14 protein-coding genes are annotated in these 17,631 nt (G+C 71.4%); 8 read left to right on the plus strand and 6 right to left on the minus strand.

Annotated elements, in window-relative coordinates:
• The first annotated feature begins 34 nt into the window (after positions 1-34).
• Together ACFHWU_RS22675 and ACFHWU_RS22680 are read left to right on the plus strand one after the other, a co-directional pair.
• Positions 35-1,483 (plus strand): class II fumarate hydratase, encoded by a 1,449-nt coding sequence (locus ACFHWU_RS22675; protein ID WP_416568722.1) that lies wholly within the window; start codon positions 35-37, stop codon positions 1,481-1,483.
• 19 nt (positions 1,484-1,502) lie between these two features.
• Positions 1,503-2,183, plus strand: a complete 681-nt coding sequence (locus ACFHWU_RS22680; protein WP_416551924.1) for an HAD family hydrolase — start codon at positions 1,503-1,505, stop codon at positions 2,181-2,183.
• A gap of 30 nt (positions 2,184-2,213) precedes the next feature.
• Here ACFHWU_RS22680 and ACFHWU_RS22685 read toward each other — a convergent pair whose 3' ends face one another.
• Positions 2,214-2,864 (minus strand): helix-turn-helix domain-containing protein, encoded by a 651-nt coding sequence (locus tag ACFHWU_RS22685; RefSeq protein WP_416551923.1) that lies wholly within the window; start codon positions 2,862-2,864, stop codon positions 2,214-2,216.
• Positions 2,865-2,906: 42 nt separating this feature from the next.
• On the opposite strand from ACFHWU_RS22685, the gene cysS reads away from it, so the two are divergent.
• From cysS to ACFHWU_RS22700, 3 genes are all read left to right on the plus strand, one after another.
• Entirely contained in the window at positions 2,907-4,322 is a 1,416-nt protein-coding gene (gene cysS, locus ACFHWU_RS22690) for a cysteine--tRNA ligase (RefSeq protein ID WP_416551922.1), read from the plus strand.
• Positions 4,322-5,437, plus strand: coding sequence for a 23S rRNA (guanosine(2251)-2'-O)-methyltransferase RlmB (rlmB, locus tag ACFHWU_RS22695; RefSeq protein WP_416551921.1), 1,116 nt, complete (start codon positions 4,322-4,324; stop codon positions 5,435-5,437). Before cysS ends, rlmB begins: the two co-directional genes overlap by 1 nt.
• Before the next feature lie 89 nt (positions 5,438-5,526).
• Positions 5,527-8,151, plus strand: a complete 2,625-nt coding sequence (locus ACFHWU_RS22700) for an Hsp70 family protein (protein WP_416591525.1) — start codon at positions 5,527-5,529, stop codon at positions 8,149-8,151.
• On the opposite strand, the gene ACFHWU_RS22705 is transcribed toward ACFHWU_RS22700, so the two are convergent.
• The 5 genes from ACFHWU_RS22705 to ACFHWU_RS22725 all read right to left on the minus strand — a co-directional run bounded on the left by ACFHWU_RS22705 (position 8,138) and on the right by ACFHWU_RS22725 (position 13,160).
• Positions 8,138-8,749, minus strand: a complete 612-nt coding sequence (locus ACFHWU_RS22705) for a hypothetical protein (protein WP_416551919.1) — start codon at positions 8,747-8,749, stop codon at positions 8,138-8,140. The two genes, ACFHWU_RS22700 and ACFHWU_RS22705, sit on opposite strands and share 14 nt — an antisense overlap.
• A 5-nt stretch (positions 8,750-8,754) precedes the next feature.
• The gene (locus tag ACFHWU_RS22710; protein ID WP_416591526.1) at positions 8,755-9,654 is read right to left on the minus strand and encodes a carbohydrate ABC transporter permease; all 900 of its coding nucleotides are present in this window, start codon (positions 9,652-9,654) and stop codon (positions 8,755-8,757) included.
• Positions 9,654-10,646: a carbohydrate ABC transporter permease gene (locus tag ACFHWU_RS22715; protein ID WP_416551918.1), complete on the minus strand. Its 993-nt coding sequence runs from the start codon at positions 10,644-10,646 to the stop codon at positions 9,654-9,656. Before ACFHWU_RS22715 ends, ACFHWU_RS22710 begins: the two co-directional genes overlap by 1 nt.
• 111 nt (positions 10,647-10,757) lie before the next feature.
• Positions 10,758-12,077: an ABC transporter substrate-binding protein gene (locus ACFHWU_RS22720; RefSeq protein ID WP_416551917.1), complete on the minus strand. Its 1,320-nt coding sequence runs from the start codon at positions 12,075-12,077 to the stop codon at positions 10,758-10,760.
• Between the two features lie 48 nt (positions 12,078-12,125).
• Positions 12,126-13,160: a LacI family DNA-binding transcriptional regulator gene (locus ACFHWU_RS22725; protein ID WP_416551916.1), complete on the minus strand. Its 1,035-nt coding sequence runs from the start codon at positions 13,158-13,160 to the stop codon at positions 12,126-12,128.
• A gap of 271 nt (positions 13,161-13,431) precedes the next feature.
• Here ACFHWU_RS22725 and ACFHWU_RS22730 point away from each other — a divergent pair, with 271 nt between their 5' ends.
• The 3 genes from ACFHWU_RS22730 (at position 13,432) to ACFHWU_RS22740 (ending at position 17,625) form a co-directional block, all read left to right on the plus strand.
• Complete coding sequence (locus ACFHWU_RS22730; protein ID WP_416551915.1) at positions 13,432-14,760, plus strand: Gfo/Idh/MocA family protein; 1,329 nt, start codon at positions 13,432-13,434, stop codon at positions 14,758-14,760.
• 88 nt (positions 14,761-14,848) lie between these two features.
• The gene (gene uxaC / locus ACFHWU_RS22735) at positions 14,849-16,318 is read left to right on the plus strand and encodes a glucuronate isomerase (protein ID WP_416551914.1); all 1,470 of its coding nucleotides are present in this window, start codon (positions 14,849-14,851) and stop codon (positions 16,316-16,318) included.
• The gene (locus ACFHWU_RS22740; protein WP_416551913.1) at positions 16,315-17,625 is read left to right on the plus strand and encodes an enolase C-terminal domain-like protein; all 1,311 of its coding nucleotides are present in this window, start codon (positions 16,315-16,317) and stop codon (positions 17,623-17,625) included. The genes uxaC and ACFHWU_RS22740 overlap by 4 nt, the downstream gene beginning before the upstream one ends.
• The last annotated feature ends 6 nt before the right edge of the window (positions 17,626-17,631 follow it).

Genomic DNA, 17,631 nt, shown 5'->3' on the forward strand with positions numbered 1-17,631 from the left:
AACCGCCCTGCGGGGTGCCGCCGGTCGGGGCAGGATGGGAAGGGTGACTGACGAGGGCATCAGCGACGGTGGGATCAGCGAGGACGGCGTCCGGGACGAGGGCTACCGGATCGAACGCGACACGATGGGCGAGGTGCGCGTCCCCGCCGACGCGCTGTGGCGGGCGCAGACCCAACGAGCGGTGCACAACTTCCCGGTCTCCGGCCGTACGCTCGAATCCGCCCAGATCCGCGCCCTCGCCCAGATCAAAGGTGCCGCCGCGCAGGTCAACGCCGACCTCGGGGTGATCCCGGCCGGCGTCGCCGAGGCGATCGTCACCGCCGCCGCGCACGTCGCCTCCGGCGGCTACGACGACCAGTTCCCGGTGGACGTGTTCCAGACCGGCTCGGGCACCTCGTCGAACATGAACACCAACGAGGTGCTGGCCACCCTGGCCGCCCGCGAACTGGACCACCCCGTCCACCCGAACGATCATGTCAACGCCTCGCAGTCGAGCAACGACGTCTTCCCGACCTCGATCCACCTGGCCGCTTCGCACCAGGTGGTGCACGAGCTGATCCCGGCCCTCGACGAGCTGGCGACCGCGCTGGACGGCAAGGTCGACGAGTTCGCCACCGTGGTCAAGGCCGGGCGTACCCACCTGATGGACGCCACCCCGGTCACCCTCGGCCAGGAGTTCTCCGGCTACGCCGCGCAGGTCCGCTACGGCCAGGAACGGCTGCGTTCGATCCTGCCCCGGCTGGCCGAGTTGCCGCTCGGCGGCACCGCCGTCGGCACCGGGGTGAACACCCCGCCCGGCTTCGCCGCCGCCGTCATCGCCAGGCTGGCCGAGGCGACCGGGCTGCCGTTGACCGAGGCCCGCAACCACTTCGAGGCCCAGGGCGCCCGCGACGCCCTGGTGGAGACGTCCGGGCAGCTGCGCACCATCGCCGTCGGCCTCTACAAGATCGCCAACGACATCCGGTGGATGGGTTCCGGCCCGCGCGCCGGCCTCGGCGAGCTGCGCATCCCCGACCTGCAACCCGGGTCGTCGATCATGCCGGGCAAGGTCAACCCGGTGGTCTGCGAGTCGGTACGCCAGGTCTGCGCCCAGGTGATCGGCAACGACGCGACGATCGCGTTCGCCGGCAGCCAGGGCGACTTCGAGCTGAACGTGATGCTGCCGGTGATGGGCAGCAACCTGCTCGAAGCGGTCCGGCTGCTGGCCGCCGCCAGCCGACTGCTGGCCCAGCGCTGCGTCGCCGACCTCGCCGCCGACCCGGAGACCTGTCTGGCGTACGCCGAAGGGTCGCCGTCGATCGTCACCCCGCTCAACCGCCACCTCGGCTACGACGAGGCCGCCTCGATCGCCAAGCAGGCGCTCGCCGAGAACAAGTCGATCCGCGCGGTGGTGCTGGAACGCGGCCACGTCGACGCCGGCACGCTGACCGCCGCCGAGCTGGATGCGGCGCTGGACGTTCTGCGGATGACGCGGCCAAGCTGAGTCGGCATACCCTGGTGGGGTGATTACCACCGTGGTGTTCGACGTCGACGAGACCCTCGTCGACCTGCGGCCCGCGGTCACCGGCGCGCTGCAGACCGTCCTCACCGAGCTGCGCCGGCTGACCCCGCGCGCCGCCGAGCTGACCCTCGGCGACATGGCCGACGACTGGGCGGCCGCGTTCGCCGCCGACCCGTCCGCGCCGGTGATGCAGATCCGCCGGGGCGCGCTGGCCCGTTCGCTGGACCGGGTCGGCCTGCCCGAGCAGCTGGACCGAATCACCGGGATCTTCTTCGAGCGCCGGTTCGCGCTCAGCCGGCCGTACGCCGACACGCTGCCCGCCCTGGACCGGCTGCGCCGCCGGTACGCCGTCGGCCTGGCCACCAACGGCAACAGCCGCGCCGACCGGTGCGGGCTGCGCGGTCAGTTCGCCTTCGAGGTGTACGCCCACGTCGACGGCCTGCCGAAAAAGCCGGACCAGCGGTTCTACGACGCCGTACTGACCGCCGCCGGGGTCACCGCCGCCGACCGGGTGGTCTACGTCGGCGACTCGATCCCGCACGACGTGGTCGGCCCCCAGGCGGCCGGGCTGCGGGCCGTCTGGCTGAACCGGCGCGGCGAGTCCTGCCCGCCCGAGGTGTGCCCGGACGCGCAGGTCACCAGCCTGGCGCAGCTGCCCGACGCCCTCGCCGACCTGTTCTGAACCCGACTGCGCTGCTGCACAGCAAAGCGGTCACAGCTCGCCGGCGAGCAGCTGGGACACCGCCTCGGCGGTCGCCTGCACCTGCACGCTGATCGCAGACACGTCCAGGGCGCCCATCGCCACCACCCCGACGCTGGCCTCCATGCCGGGCACGCCGAGCACCGGGGCGGCGACCCCGTACGCGCCGGGCTGCAACTCGCCGCTGCTGGTCACCGGTCCGGGCGTACCGTCGCGGCCGGCCAGGATCGCCCGGCCGGCGGCCCCGCGACCGACCGGGTGCCGCGACCCGGCCCGGTACGCCACGTGGAACGCCGTCCAGCTCGGCTCGACGACGGTCAGCGCCACCGCCTCGGCACCATCGGCGACGGTCAGGTGGGCGGTGGCACCGGAGGACTCGGCGAGCCGGCGCAGCGCCGGCAGCGCGGCATCGGCCAGCAGCGGCTGTGCCCGCCGGGCCAGCTGCAGCAGCCCGGCACCGAGCCGCAGCCGACCGGCGGTGTCGCGGCGCAGCATGCCGTGCGCGGCCAAGGTGGTGGCCAGCCGGTAGACGGCGGCCCGGCCGATACCGAGCCGGCCGGCGGCCTCGGTGACGGTGATCCCGCCGGTCGCCTCGGCGACCAGGCCCAGCAGGCGCAGCCCCCGATCCAGGGTCTGCGCCGTCTCCGCCCCTCGCGCGTGCACACCGACAGAGTACGGACGGGTGCCAGTCGGTACCCTCGTAGCGTGACGCTCCGTTTGTACGACACCGCGACCAGGTCCGTGCGGGACTTCGTGCCCCGCCAGCCCGGCGAGGTCAGCGTCTACCTGTGTGGCGTCACCGTCCAGTCCGCACCGCACATCGGTCACCTTCGCTCCGGCGTCAACTATGACGTGCTCCGCCGCTGGCTGACCCACCAGGGGCTGCGGGTCACCTTCATCCGCAACATCACCGACGTCGACGACAAGGTGCTGGACAAGGCGGCCGCCGCCGGTCAGCCGTTCTGGTCGATCGCGTACGCCAACGAGCAGGTGCTGGTTGCCGAGTACCGCAGCCTGAACGTGCTGCCGCCGACGTACGAGCCGCGCGCCACCGGGCACATTCCGGAGATGCACCAGCTGATCGAGCGGCTGATCGAGCGCGGCCACGCCTACCCGGCCGGCGACGGCAGCGGCGACGTCTACTTCGACGTCGCCTCGTACGCCGACTACGGCGCGCTGTCCGGGCAGCGCCCCGACGCGATGCAGCCGGCCGGCGACGGCGCCGATCGGGCCAAACGCGACCCGCGTGACTTCGCACTGTGGAAGGGCGTCAAGCCGGGGGAGCCCGCCGACGCGGCCTGGCGCTCGCCGTGGGGTCCGGGCCGGCCCGGCTGGCACATCGAGTGCTCGGCGATGTGCTGGCGTTACCTCGGCCCCGAGTTCGACATCCACGGCGGCGGGCTGGATCTGACCTTCCCGCACCACGAGAACGAGGTCGCCCAGTCCAAGGCGGCCGGGTTGCCGTTCGCCCGCTACTGGGTGCACCACGGGCTGTTGAACCTGGGTGCCGCGAAGATGAGCAAGTCACTGGGCAACGTCATCGACCTCGATCACGTCGCCCGGCTCGGGGTGCGTCCGGTCGAGCTGCGCTACTACCTGACTGCGGCGCACTACCGGTCCCGCATCGACTACTCCGACGACGTCCTACTGGAGAGTGCCACCGCGTACCGGCGGATCGAGGGTTTTGTCCGGCGGGCGGCGGAGCAGGTCGGCGCGGTCGCCGCCACCGACATGCCGGCGGAATTCGCCGCCGCGATGGATGACGACCTGAACACGTCGGCCGCCTTCGCCGTGCTGCACGACGAGATCCGCGACGGCAACAACCTGCTGGCCGGCGGTGATGATGACGCGGTCCGGGCCAGCCTGGGCCGGGTCCGCGCCATGCTCGTCGTGCTCGGCCTCGATCCGCTCGACCCGGCGTGGGGCGACGCCGCCCCGCGCGACGAGCTGCGTGGCGCGGTCGACGCGCTGATCGCCCTCGCCCTCGACCAGCGGGCGCAGGCCCGCGCCCGGCGCGACTGGGCCGCCGCCGACGCGGTGCGTGACCAGCTCAAGCAGGCCGGCGTCACGGTCGAGGACACCCCGCACGGCCCCCGTTGGACCATTGGAGAGCAGACCTGATGCCCGGCAACTCGCAACGACGTGGCCGGCGGGTCACCCCCAAGAAGGGCACCACCCAGGGCTCCGGCGGCAAGAACCGGTCCAGCCTGGCCGGCAAGGGCCGCACCCTGCCGGCCGATGAACGGCCGTGGCACAAGGGCTACTCCGGCACCGAGAAGCTGCCGAACAAGACGGCCTGGAAGCAGGAGAAGGAACGCCGGGCGGCGGCCGCCGAGGGGCGCACCCCGAAGATCGGCGTACCCGGGACGAAGGACACCACCTGGGGCGGCGGTGGCCGCAGCCGGGGCGGTCCGGCCACCGGCCGGCTGGCCCGGGGCGGTGCCCGGTCCGGGCCGCGGGTCTCCCCGGGCCGCAAGGCGCACCCGCCGAAGGACGCCCCGGAGCTGCTGGTCGGCCGCAACCCGGTGGTCGAGGCACTGCGCGCCAACGTGCCGGCGACCGCGCTCTACCTCGCCCAGGGCATCGACGTCGACGACCGGGTGACCGAGCTGGTACGGACCGCCGGTGACCGGGGCATCGCGATCCTGGAGATCACCCGGGCCGAGCTGGACCGGATGACCGGCGGTGTGCTGCACCAGGGCGTCGGGCTGCAGGTGCCGGCGTACGCGTACGAGCCGTTCGAGGACCTGCTGGCCGCCGCCGCCGAGCAGCCGGAGCCGCTGCTGGTCGCCCTGGACGGAGTGACCGATCCGCGCAACCTCGGCGCGGTGGTGCGCTCGGCGGCCGCGTTTGGCGCGCACGGCGTGTTCGTGCCGGAGCGGCGGGCCGCCGGGATGACCGCCACCGCGTGGCGGACCAGTGCCGGTGCCGCCGCCCGGACCCCGGTCAGCCAGGTGGTCAACATGACCCGGGCAGTGAAGAAGTGCCAGGCCGAGGGGTTCACCGTGGTCGGCCTGGACGCCGACGGCGAGACCGACCTGTACGACCTGGAGGCCGCGGTCGGTCCGCTGGTCGTGGTGGTCGGTTCCGAGGGCCGGGGGCTGTCCCGGCTCGTCGGCGAGACCTGCGATCTGCGGGTACGCATCCCGATGCACTCCGACGTCGAGTCGCTCAACGCCAGCGTGGCCGCCGCGGTCACCCTCGCCGAGGTCGCCCGCCGCCGTCTGGTCGGCTGACCGGCCGATCGCTGATCAGCGGGTCAGTCACCCGTAGCATGCCCGGGGTCGGTGTCGGGCGGGTTCGGGGTGCGGCGGAGGAACAGCTGATGACAGGGCAGGACGGGGGCTTCGCCCTCGGTGTCGACCTGGGCACCTCCAACACGGTCGCGGTGCTGCGCTGGCCGGACGGGCGGACCCGACCGCTGCTCTTCGACGGCGTGCCGGTCCTGCCGTCCGGGGTGTTCCTCGGCGACCGGCTGTACGTCGGCCGGGACGCGTCTCGGCTCGCCCAGGCCGACCCGGCCCGGTTCGAGCCGAACCCGAAACGCCGGGTCGACGAGCCGACGGTGCTGCTCGGCGACCATGACGTGCCCACCGCTGACCTGCTGGCAGCCGTGCTCGCCGCAGTGGCCCGGTCGGCGGTGGAGGCGGTCGGCTTCCTGCCACCCGCGGCGTTGACCTACCCGGCCGGCTGGGGTGCCCGCCGCCGGGAGGTGTTGGCGCACGCGGTGGCCCGCGCCGGTTGGCCGCCGGTGACCTCCGGCGGGCCGGCCACCTCCGGCCCGCCGCCGGTCGGGTCCGGCGCGCCCGGGACCCGGCTGGTGCCGGAGCCGGTCGCGGCGGCCCGCTACTTCGCCGACGTGCTACGCCGACCGGTGCCGGTCGGGCAGGCCCTCGCCGTGTTCGACTTCGGCGGCGGCACCCTCGACATCGCCGTGGTACGCAACGACGGAGTCGACCCGCACGGGCGGGCCCGGTTCGCGGTGATCGGCTCCGGCGGCCTCACCGAGCTCGGCGGTCTCGACCTGGACGCGGCGCTGGTCGAACAGCTCAGCGCGGTGCTCGATCCGCAGGTACGGCAGCAGCTGGCCGCGCCGGCCACCCCGGCGCAGTGGCGCAACCGTCGGCAGTTCTGGGACGACGTACGCGGGGCGAAGGAGATGCTCTCTCGGGCGTCGTCGGCACCGGTCGCCGTGCCCGGCGTGGACCGGGCGGTGCACCTGACCCGCGACGAGTTGGAGCAGGTCGCCACCCCGCTGATCGGTCGGGGCGTACGGGAGACGGCCCGGGTGATCGCGGCCTGCGGCCTCGGCGTCGGCCAGCTCGCCGGGTTGTTCCTGGTGGGCGGCTCGTCGCGGGTGCCGCTGGTGGCCCGGATGCTGCACAGCGAGCTGGGGATCGCACCGACCGTGCTGGAGCAGCCGGAACTGCCGGTCGCCGAAGGCGCGCTGGCCGACCTGCCTGCGCCGGCATCCGTTCCGGCCGCGCCGTCCGCCGTCGCGTCACCCGTACCGCCGGTTGCAGCCGCACCGCCGGTTGCACCCGCACCATCCCCGGTCTCACCCGCACCGTCCGGCCCTGCGCGGCGGCGTCGGCGGCGGCTGCCGTGGCTGGTCGGCGGCGCCGCCCTGGCTCTGGTCGCGGTGACCGTCGCCAGCGTCGTCTACCTGCTGCGGGATCCGGCCCGGCCGATCGAGTTCCGGGCGTTCAGCCAGGTGGGCAAGGCGATCACGGTGCCCGAGGACGCGGACGCCGGGTTCACCCAACTGGTCGACGGCCAGGCGTACGGCGGCTACGTCCGAGACGACGGCCGGCTCGGTGTCGTCGCCGTCGACCCGGCGACCGGCGACAAGCGGTGGGACGAGGCGACGACCGTGCGCGCCGACCGGTGGTTCGGCCTGCGGGCCACCCCGGACGCGGTGATCGCCGTCGCCGACGCCTACAGCAGCGCCACCCGGCCGGTCGCGGTGCTCGACCCGACCGACGGCCGGCAGCTGTGGGATTTCGAGATCCTCGGCAAGGACCAGTTGTTCGTCTTCGACGACATCCTCGTCTGGTCCGACGTGGAAGGTGCCCGGCTGGTCGGGCTGGACCTGCGGGACGGCACCGAACGCTGGGCGTACGACAACCCAGCCGACCAGTACGACGCCACCGACACCGCGGTGTACCCGGCGGTGAGCGCCGCCGACCTGACCGGCCCGGCCGGCTTCGACGGCGCCCCCACCACGCCCGACCTGGCCGACGACCGACGGATCGTGCAGCTCACCTCGACCCGGCACGCCCGGGTGTTCGACGCGGGCACCGGCGAACTGCTCGGCGACCGGTCCAACGTGGCCGCGCCGACCGACCCAGCGCTGGTCTACGCGGGCCGGTTGGTGATCGCGCCGTCGGACAGCAGCGGGTACCGGCTGGCGTCCTACGACCTGTCAGTCTCCGGCGAGCCGGTGAATCTCTACACTCCGGCCGACGACCAGCGGCGGCTGCAGAGCCTCACGCCATGCGGTGGTACCCGGATCTGCCTGCTGGAATCGACCGGCTACGGCAGCGACACGAACGAACTCGTGGTGATCGACCCGGCCGAGGACGGCGTGCAGTGGCGGGTGCCGGCCGCCGACTTCGAGGTGGTCGTGCCGGTCGGCGACCAGATCCTGCTGCGCCGTACGACGACTCCCTACCTGTCGCTGCTGCTCGACTCCGACGGCGAGGAGCTGCTGAGCCGCGACGGGGTGGCGGTAAGGATCGACCGGGCGAACCTGCTGTGGTTCCTGGACGACCCGGGCAGCTACCCGGAGGACGCCAGCGTCGCCGGCGTACCGGCTGCCGCACCGGCCGCCCGGCTCGAACTCGGCGTACTGCAGGGCGTGCGTACCGTGGCCTGCTCGTGGGACCGTAGGGTGATCTTCTGCCCGACCGCTGACGGGTTCGTGACGCACCGGTTCACCGCCGGTTGAACCGGCGCAGCACGGTGTGCAGGGCGAACAGGGTGTAGCCGAGCAGGATCGGCGCGAGGATCGGCATGACCAGCACGGTCAGTACGGCGGCGAGACCGACCACCCCGGCGGCGGCCGGCACCGCCAGCGGTCGCCGTTCGGCGATCCGCCAGCTGGCCCGCACCGCCGCCCGCCAGCCACCGGCGCCCCGGCCGATCTCGACCACGACGAGGCCGGCGAAGCCGGCCACCAGCGCGGCAAGCAGCACGGTGCCGACCAGCATCGCCGTGCCGCCGGGCACCACCTCGGCCGAGATCAGCACGGCGTTGCCGGCGAGCAGGAGCGTGCCGACCACGGCGACCACGGTGGCGACGGCTCCGGGCAGCAGCCCGCGCCAGAATCGCCCGGCCAGGTCCCGCAGATCCGGCCAGTGGCCGTCGACCGTCCACTGGTGGATCGCGGCGCTGGCGGTGGCCAGCGCCGCGCCGGCGGTCAGTACGGCCGCCGACGCGAGCGCGGTGACGATGCCGAGCAGCGCCAGGTCGGTGGCGGCCCGCAGAGTGTCGCGCCAGTCGGCACGGGCCGGTGCCGGGTTGTCCGGCCACTCTGCGGGAGCCATCGACGTCACCCCTTGAGACCGCTGGTGTTGATGCCCTGTACCAGCATCTTCTGGAACGCCAGGAAGAAGAGGAAGACCGGCAGCAGCGACAGTACCGACATGGCGAACATCGGGCCGAGCGAGGTCTGCCCGGTGGAGTCGATGAACAGCCGCAGCCCGATCGGCACCGTGTAGCTCTCCACACTCGGCAGGTAGATCAGCTGGGTCAGGAAGTCGTTCCAGGTCCAGATGAACGAGAAGATCGCCGTGGTGACCAGCGCCGGCCGGGCCAGCGGCACGATGACGTACCGGAACACCCCGAACGGCGAACACCCGTCGATCTTGGCCGCGTCGTCCAGCTCCCGGGGGATGCCCCGCATGAACTGCACCATCAGGAACACGAAGAACGCCTCGGTGGCCAGCAGCTTCGGCACGATCAACGGCAGCGGGGTGTCGATCCAGCCGAACGAGTTGAACATGATGTACTGCGGCACGATCAGCACGTGGCTGGGCAGCAGCAGCGTACCGATCATGATGGCGAACCAGAACCTGCGGGCCCGGAACCGCAGCCGGGCGAAGGCGTACGCCGCCAGCAGGCAGGAGACCGCGTTGGCGACCACGGTCGCCATCGAGATCACCGTGCTGTTCCAGAAGAACCGGCCGAACGAGATGTTGCTCAGGTAGTTCCAGCCGTCCGGGTAGTTCGCCCAGGTCGGGTCCTGCGGGATGACCGACAGGTTGCTGGCCACCTCGGTCGGTGACTTGAGTGACGAGCCCAGCACCCAGATCAGCGGGTAGAGGACCACGACCAGGATGGCGACCAGCACCGCCACCCGGGCGACGCCTCGGGCGGTGCCGCCGGCGGCCCGGCGGCGTGCGGCGCTGTCGCCGTCCGCCGTCGACATCGGAGCAGCTTCGGTAGCCATCAGTCGTTGTCTCCGTCCGAGTAGTGCACCCAGAACCGGCCGGTGCTGAAGAACAGCACCGTGATCAGGCCGATCGCGATCAGGAAGACCCAGGCCAGCGCGGACGCGTATCCCATCTGGAACTCGGTGAAGCCCTTGGTGTAGAGGTACAGCGTGTAGAGCATGGTCGAGTCGACCGGGCCGCCGGTGCCGTTGCTGATCACGAACGCGGCGGTGAAGCCCTGGAACCCGTTGATCGTCTCCAGCACCAGGTTGAAGAAGATCACCGGGGAGAGCATCGGCAGTGTCACGTTGAAGAACTGCCGGATCTTGCCGGCGCCGTCGACCGAGGCCGCCTCGTACAGCTCGGTCGGCACCTGCTTGAGCCCGGCCAGGAAGATCACCATCGGCGCGCCGAACTGCCAGATGGCCAGCACCATCAGGGTCTCCAACGCCCAGTCCGGGTCGTTGACCCACGGCTGTCCGGGGATGCCGAACAGCCCGAGGAAGTCGTTGAACGCGCCGTCGCCGCTGAACATCGCCCGCCAGATCAACGCCAGCGCCACGCTGCCGCCGAGCAGCGACGGCAGGTAGAACAGGCTGCGGAACAGCCCCACCCCGCGGGACTCCCGGTTGAGCAGCAGCGCGACGCCGAGGGCTGCGGCCAACTTCAGCGGTACGGCGACGAACGCGAAGATCAGCGTGACCTGCACTGAGTGGCGGAACGTCTGGTCGTTGACGAACAGGTCCCAGTAGTTCTCAAAGCCCACCCACTCGACGAACTCCCAGGACGACAGGATGTCGTAGTTGGTGAAACTGAGGTAGAGCGAGAAGAGCATGGGGAAGGCGGTGATCGCCATCAGCCCCAGCAGCCAAGGGGAGAGGAAGACGTACCCGGCCAGCCCTTCGCCGTGCCGCCGGCTGCCGCCCTTGGCGCTGCCCCGCCGCTTGTTCGTGTCCGCCGGGGCAGTGTTGGTACTCGTGGCCGGGACGGGTTTCGTGGTCAGGGCCACGATCTGGCTCCTTTCTCGGATCACGGGTCGTGGTGCCCACGGCCCGGATTGCGGTCGTGGTGCCCACGGCGTCCGCCGGGGGCACCACGACCGCGCAAGTCCGGCCCGGACCTACTTGAGGGTGGCTTCAGCCTGTCGGAAGAACTCCGCCGCGGCGTCGGCCGGGCTGGCCTGGCCGTAGGTGACGCTCTCGGCGACCGTGGTCAGGGTGGACCGCAGCGGTCCGTGGCCCTGCGGCGGCGGTGCCGGTGCCGGTCCCATCTGCGGGATCAGCGCGTTCTCGAACTCGACCGTCGCGGTCATGTACGGGTCGTCGAGACCCGCCTGGACCGTCTCCCGGTTGTCGATGTTGGATGGCAGGCCCCGGTCGACGCCGAGGATCTGCGCCGCCTCCGGGTCGTTGGCCAGGAAGTCGATGACGTCGGCGACGACCTCCGGATGCTCGGTGGAGCGCGACCCGGCCCAGTACAGCGATGCCCGCGCCCACTGGCCCTTCGGGTCGCCGGGGTAGGCCACCATGCCGAGTTCGCTCTCGGTCGACTTGCCCAGCTCGGAGAGCTGGTTCGACCACATGAATGAGGTGGCGCCCCTGCCGGTCACCACCAGCTGGTCGGAGACGCCGCCGCCGACGGCCTCGTGTACCACGTCGGCCGGTGGGGTGGCCCCGGCCTCCCGGGCGTCCAGCCAGAACTGGAACCACTCGGTGAGGTCGGCCTCGGTGAAAGCGAGCTGCGACCCGTCGTAGAACTCCTTGCCCTGCGAGCGGAGCCACAGCCAGAGCGCCTTGTAGTCGGAGCTCGGATCCATCGCGCCCCAGTAGCCGTCGCCGGCCGCTTCGGTCACCTGAACGCCCCAGGCGATGAACTCGTCGTAGGTCCAGCCGGTTTCCGGCTCCGGCAGGCCTAGCTCAGTGATCTTGGTTTTGTCGTACACCAGGGCCGGGGTGTTCTCGCCGGCGGCGACCGCGACCTGTTTGCCGTCGATCTGCCCGTACTGGGTCAGGCTCTCCGGGTGGTTGCTCAGGTCGATGGCCCCGGATTCCACGAACGGGGTGAGATCCAGGGTGACGTTGCGTCCGGCGTACTCGGCGAGGCCGTTGTCGTCGATCTGGAAGATGTCCGGCGCGTTGCCGCCGGCCGAGATGGTCGCCAGCTTGTCGTAGTAGCCGGTGAACGCCTGCCAGGTCGGGTTGATGGTGACGTTTGGGTTCTTCTCCTCGTACAGGTCGAGGGCCTGCTCGGTGAGCTCGGCACGGGACTCGCCGCCCCACCAGAAGAACTCGATGGTGACCGGCGCGTCCGGGTCGGACGAGCCGCCGTCGTCTCCGCAGGCGGCGGCGCCGAGGACCAGCGGCACGACAGCGGTGGCGGCGATACCGCGCAGCAGGCGGCGCCGGCCGAAGGGGGTACGGTGAGCACGCTGGGCAGGCATGTTCGCCGTCGGTGATGTTGCGGGGTGCATTGCGCTCACTCCTTGGGGTTAGGAGGCGACATCGGCTGGCGCGGCGGTAGCCGCGCCGCCCGGGTCCGCATGACGGTGCGGCCCCGGGCCCGTCGAGTCGCGGATGACCAACTCGGTCTGGAGCGTTACCTGGGCGGTGGTGCGACGGTCGTCGCCATGCTGAAGCAGCATGTCGACGGCCGCCCGACCGGCGGCCGCATTCGGCGTGGCCACCGTCGTCAATTTGGGTCGGGTGAGCCGGCTCAGCGCGATGTCGTCGATGCCGACCACGCTGATGTCTCGGGGCACCACGACCCCTTGTGCGTCGAGCCCTTCGATCAGGCCGATCGCCATCAGGTCGTTGTAGGCGAGCACAGCGGTCACCTCTGCCCGGCGGACCTGTTCCGCCGCGGCGATGCCGCCGCCCTCGGTGGGCGGGTTGGGGCCGATCACGGTCAACGTGACGTCCGCCGAACGGGCCGCCGAGGTGGCGGTCCGCCGGATCTCCCGATTGGTCCACGATCCGCGCGGCCCGCCGAGCAGCGCGATCCGCCGGTGGCCGAGGCCGATCAGGTGCTCGACGGCGAGCCGGGCACCCTGGCCGACGTCGATCACCACATTCGGCAGGCCGGTCACCTGCCGGTTGATCACCACCAGCGGCACGTCCCGGCTGAGCTGCTCGATCAGACTGTTGCTCATCCGAGGGCTGCACAGCAGCACCCCGTCGACCTGCTTGGCGAGGGCGTGGACCAGCTCCTCCTCGACCGCCGGATCCTCGTTCGTGTCGGTGACGAAGATGTGGTAGTCGCGGTGCCGGGCCTGGCTCTCCGCCGCCTTGATCAGCGGCGGGAAGAACGGGTTGGCGATGTCGGCGACGATCAGGCCGATGTTGTGGGTCCGGCCGGTGATCAACGCGCGGGCCGCCCGGTTAGGGCGGTAGCCGAGATGCTCCGCGCAGGCCAGCACCCGGCTGCGGGTCTCCGGGTTGACCAGGTGCGGCGCCGAGAACGTGCGGGACACGGTGGAGATGTGCACTCCGCAGGCCCGTGCGACGTCTCGAATGGTGGCTGGCACGCGTCGTCCTTCGTCGATGCGGCCGTCGCCCCTGGCGGGGCGGCGACCGGTGTGGCTGGGGTCACGTCGGTTCGCCAATTAATGCAAACGGTTGCTCAGGTGTCAACGGTCTTCGATTGCGAGTTTGTTGCGACCGTGGTCGTACTGGGTGATCAGACCCTCGCGTACTGACATAAAACGGGCCAGATGATCCCTGGGCATTGACGAAGGTGTCCGTCCCGTGGCAACTTCTGCTGCAAACCTTTGCAGCCAAACCCGGAGGCGGAGCAGGATGTCCCCAGAACCCGATCGGCGGCTGCGCTACGCGCTCGTCGGCGCCGGCGCCCGCGCCGAGATGTTCGTCCGGTCCCTGGTCCTCGACTACCGGGACAGCACCGAACTCGTCGCCTTCGCCGACAGCAACCAGGCCCGGATGGACGCGCACAACTCCTGGCTCGAGGAACTCGGCCGCGACGCCGTACCCACCTACCCGGCCAGTGACTTCGTCACCATGCTGAGCAAGGAACGGGTGGACGTCGTCCTGGTCACCACCGTAGACCGGGTGCACGACGAGTACATCGTCGCCGCCCTGGACGCCGGCTGCGACGTGATCACCGAGAAGCCGATGACTGTCGACGTGCCGCGTTGCCAGCGGATCCTCGACGCGGTGGGCCGGACCGGTCGCACCGTCCGGGTCGCCTTCAACTACCGGTACAACCCGCTGCACGAACGGGTCCGGCAGGTGCTCGCCGACGGCGAGATCGGCGAGATCGGCTCGGTGCACTTCGAATGGCTGCTCGACGTACGCCACGGCGCCGACTATTTCCGCCGCTGGCACCGCGACAAGGCCAACTCCGGCGGCCTGATGGTGCACAAGGCCAGCCACCACTTCGACCTGGTCAACTGGTGGCTGGACGCGGTCCCGGTGCAGGTCTATGCGGCCGGCCGGCTGTTCTTCTACGGCGAGTCCGGCCGCCGGCACGGCTACGCCCGCGACTACGACCGGGCGCACGGCGAGGTTGCCGCCGCCGGTGACCCGTTCGCCCTGCAGATGGCCGCGCACCCCCGGCTGCGCGCGCTTTACCTGGAGGCCGAGGCCGAGGACGGCTACCGCCGCGACCAGAACGTCTTCGCCCCCGGGGTGACCATCGAGGACGACATGTCGGTGCTGGCCAGCTACTCCACCGGGGCCACGATGACGTACCACCTCACCGCGTACGCCCCCTGGGAGGGCTACCGGGTGATGTTCAATGGCAGCAGGGGTCGGCTCGAGTTGGAGGTGGTGGAGAGCGACTTCGTCAGTCCGTACGCCGCCGGCGAACTCAAGGGCGCCGCGCTGCACGGCGTCCAGGCCGCGGTCGAGGAGGGCTGGGCCAAGCTGACCGTCCGACCGTTCTGGGAGCAGCCCCGGCAGGTGCCCGTCGCCGGCTACACCCGGTCCGGGCACGGCGGCGCGGACGCCAAGATGACCGCTGTGCTGTTCGGCGGCGAGACCGACCCGATGGGCCGGGCCGCCACCGCCCGCGACGGTGCGCTCGCGCTGCTGACCGGGCTGGCCGCCAACCGGTCCTTCGAGACCGGCCAGCCGGTCCGGGTGTCAGACCTGCTCACCGTCGACTGACCGGCGGGTCTGGCCACGGCGTACCGGCCGGCACCGCCCCACCGCACAGCGACGACCCCTGATTTCGTACCCCGAGGAGCCTGCTTCCGTGTCCCCGCAACCCGACCGGTCGGACCAGCTGTTCCCAGCCGAACCCGCCCAGCGGTCCATCGCCCGCGAGCTGTACGCGCACGCCCGGGACCTGCCGGTCATCTCGCCGCACGGCCATGTCGACCCGGCGCTGCTCGCCGACGATGAGCCGTTCCCCGACCCGGCGCGGCTGCTCGTCGTGCCGGACCACTACGTCACGCGGATGCTGCTCAGCCAGGGCATCCCACCCGGCGAGCTCGGCGTACCGACCCGGCCGGGGATCCGGGCCCGGCCGCCGGCCGGCGACGGCGACTACGCCACCGAGACCGACGGCCGGACCATCTGGCGCCGGCTCGCCGCCAACTGGCACCTGTTCCGGGGCACCCCGTCGCGGCTGTGGCTGGAGAAGACGTTCGCCGAAGTGTTCGAGGTGGACGCCGTACTCGGCCCGGACACCGCCGACGACGTCTACGACGCGATCGCGGCGAAGCTGGCCGAACCGGCGTACCGACCCCGGGCCCTGTTCGAACGGTTCAACATCGAGGTGCTGGCCACCACCGAGTCGCCGCTGGACGACCTGGCCCGGCACGCCAAGCTCGCCGCCGACGGCTGGGGCGGGCCCGGCGGTCGGGTGATCACCACGTTCCGGCCGGACAACGTCGTCGACTTCGAGTTCGACGGCTGGGCGGACAACGTCGCCGCGCTGGGCGCGATCACCGGCTCCGACACCGGCACATACGGCGGCTATCTGGCGGCTCTGCGGGCCCGTCGGCAGGCGTTCATCGCGGCTGGGGCGACCAGCTCCGACCACGGCCACCCGACCGCGCTGACCCTGCGGCTGGACCAGCGGGAGGCCGCCGAGCTGTACGACCGAGGGCTGCGCGGCGAGGCGACGGCGCAGGACGCCGAGGCGTTCCGGGCGCACATGCTGGTCGAGTTCGCCCAGATGTCCATCGAGGATGGACTGGTGATGCAGCTGCACCCCGGCTCGGTGCGCAACCACAACAAGTGGCTGTACGCCACCCACGGCCGCGACGTCGGCGGCGACATCCCGCAGGCCACCGAGTACCTGCACGCGCTGACCGCGCTGCTCGACGCGTACGGCAACGACCCACGGCTACGAATCGTCGTCTACACCCTCGACGAGTACACCTTCACCCGCGAGCTGGCCCCGCTCGCCGGCGGGTACGCCGCCCTCTACCTCGGCGCGCCCTGGTGGTTCCTGGACTCGCCGGAGGTGCTGCGCCGGTTCCGGGAAGCGGTCACCGAGACCGCCGGGTTCTACAACACCGCCGGTTTCGTCGACGACACCCGGGCGTTCTGCTCCATCCCGGCCCGGCACGACGTGGCCCGTCGGGTCGATGCCGCCTTCCTGGCCCGGCTCGTCGCCGAACACCGGCTCGGCCTCGACGAGGCGGCCGAGACCATCGTCGACCTGGCGTACCGGCTGCCCAAGCGGGTCTTCAAGATCGGGGAAAAGCTGCCATGAATGTGACCATCACCGGCGTCGACGTGCACGACGTACGGTTTCCGACCGCCGCGGCCGGCGACGGCTCGGACGCGATCAACCGGGGCGACTACTCGGCCAGCTACGTCGAGCTGCGCACCGACTCGCCGGACGGGGTCTTCGGGGCCGGCTTCACCTTCACCAACGGCCGCGGCAACGAGATCACCTGCGCGGCCGTACGCGCCCTCGCCCACCACGTCACCGGCCGGACCGTCGCCGAGATCGTCGCCGAACCGGTCGCCTTCTGGCGGTCACTCACCGCCGACGTGCAGCTGCGCTGGCTCGGCCCGGAGAAGGGCGTCATTCACATGGCGTGCGGCGCGCTGGTCAACGCCGTCTGGGATCTGCGGGCCAAGCTGGAGGGCAAGCCGCTGTGGCGGCTGCTCGCCGAGATGCCCACCGACGAACTGGTCGCCAATGTCGACTTCCACCACATCAGTGACGCGATCACGCCGGACGAGGCCGCCGCGATCCTGGACAAGGGGCTGGCCGGGCAGGCCGACCGGCTTGCCGAGCTGGAACGTGACGGCTTTCCGTCGTACACCACATCGGTCGGCTGGCTCGGCTACCCCGACGACAAGGTCCGGGCGTTGACCCGGGCGGCGTACGCCGAGGGTTGGCGGGCGATGAAGATGAAGGTCGGCGGCCCGATCGACGACGACATGCGCCGGGCCCGGATCATCCGTGCCGAGATCGGTTCGGACGCGTTGCTGATGATGGACGCCAACCAGGTGTGGGACGTCGACGAGGCGATCGCCAACATGGCCCGGCTGGTCGAGGTCGACCCGTACTGGATCGAGGAGCCGACGCACGCCGACGACGTGCTCGGCCACGCCCGGATCGCCGCCGCCGTCACCGAACTGTCCGACGGGCGGTGCCGGGTCGCCACCGGCGAGGTCGCCGCCAACCGGGTGATCTTCAAGCAGTTGATGCAGGCCGAGGCGATCCGGGTCTGCCAGATCGACTCCTGCCGGATCGCCGGGGTCAACGAGGTGCTGTCGGTGATCCTGATGGCCGCCAAGTTCGGTGTGCCGATCTGCCCGCACGCCGGCGGCGTCGGACTGTGCGAGTACGTGCAGCACCTGGCGATCTTCGACTACCTGCGGGTCGGCACCTCGCTGGACGGCCGGATGGTCGAGTACGTCGACCACCTGCACGAACACTTCGTCGACCCGGTCCGCACCCGGGGCGGCCGCTACCTGGTGCCCGAGCAGCCCGGCTACAGCGCCACCATGAAACCGGCGTCGATCGCCGAGTTCTCCTTCCCGGACGGGCCGGTGTGGCGGTGAACAACG

Source organism: Micromonospora sp. LOL_015 (assembly GCF_048060275.1).
Lineage (GTDB): Bacteria > Actinomycetota > Actinomycetes > Mycobacteriales > Micromonosporaceae > Micromonospora_E.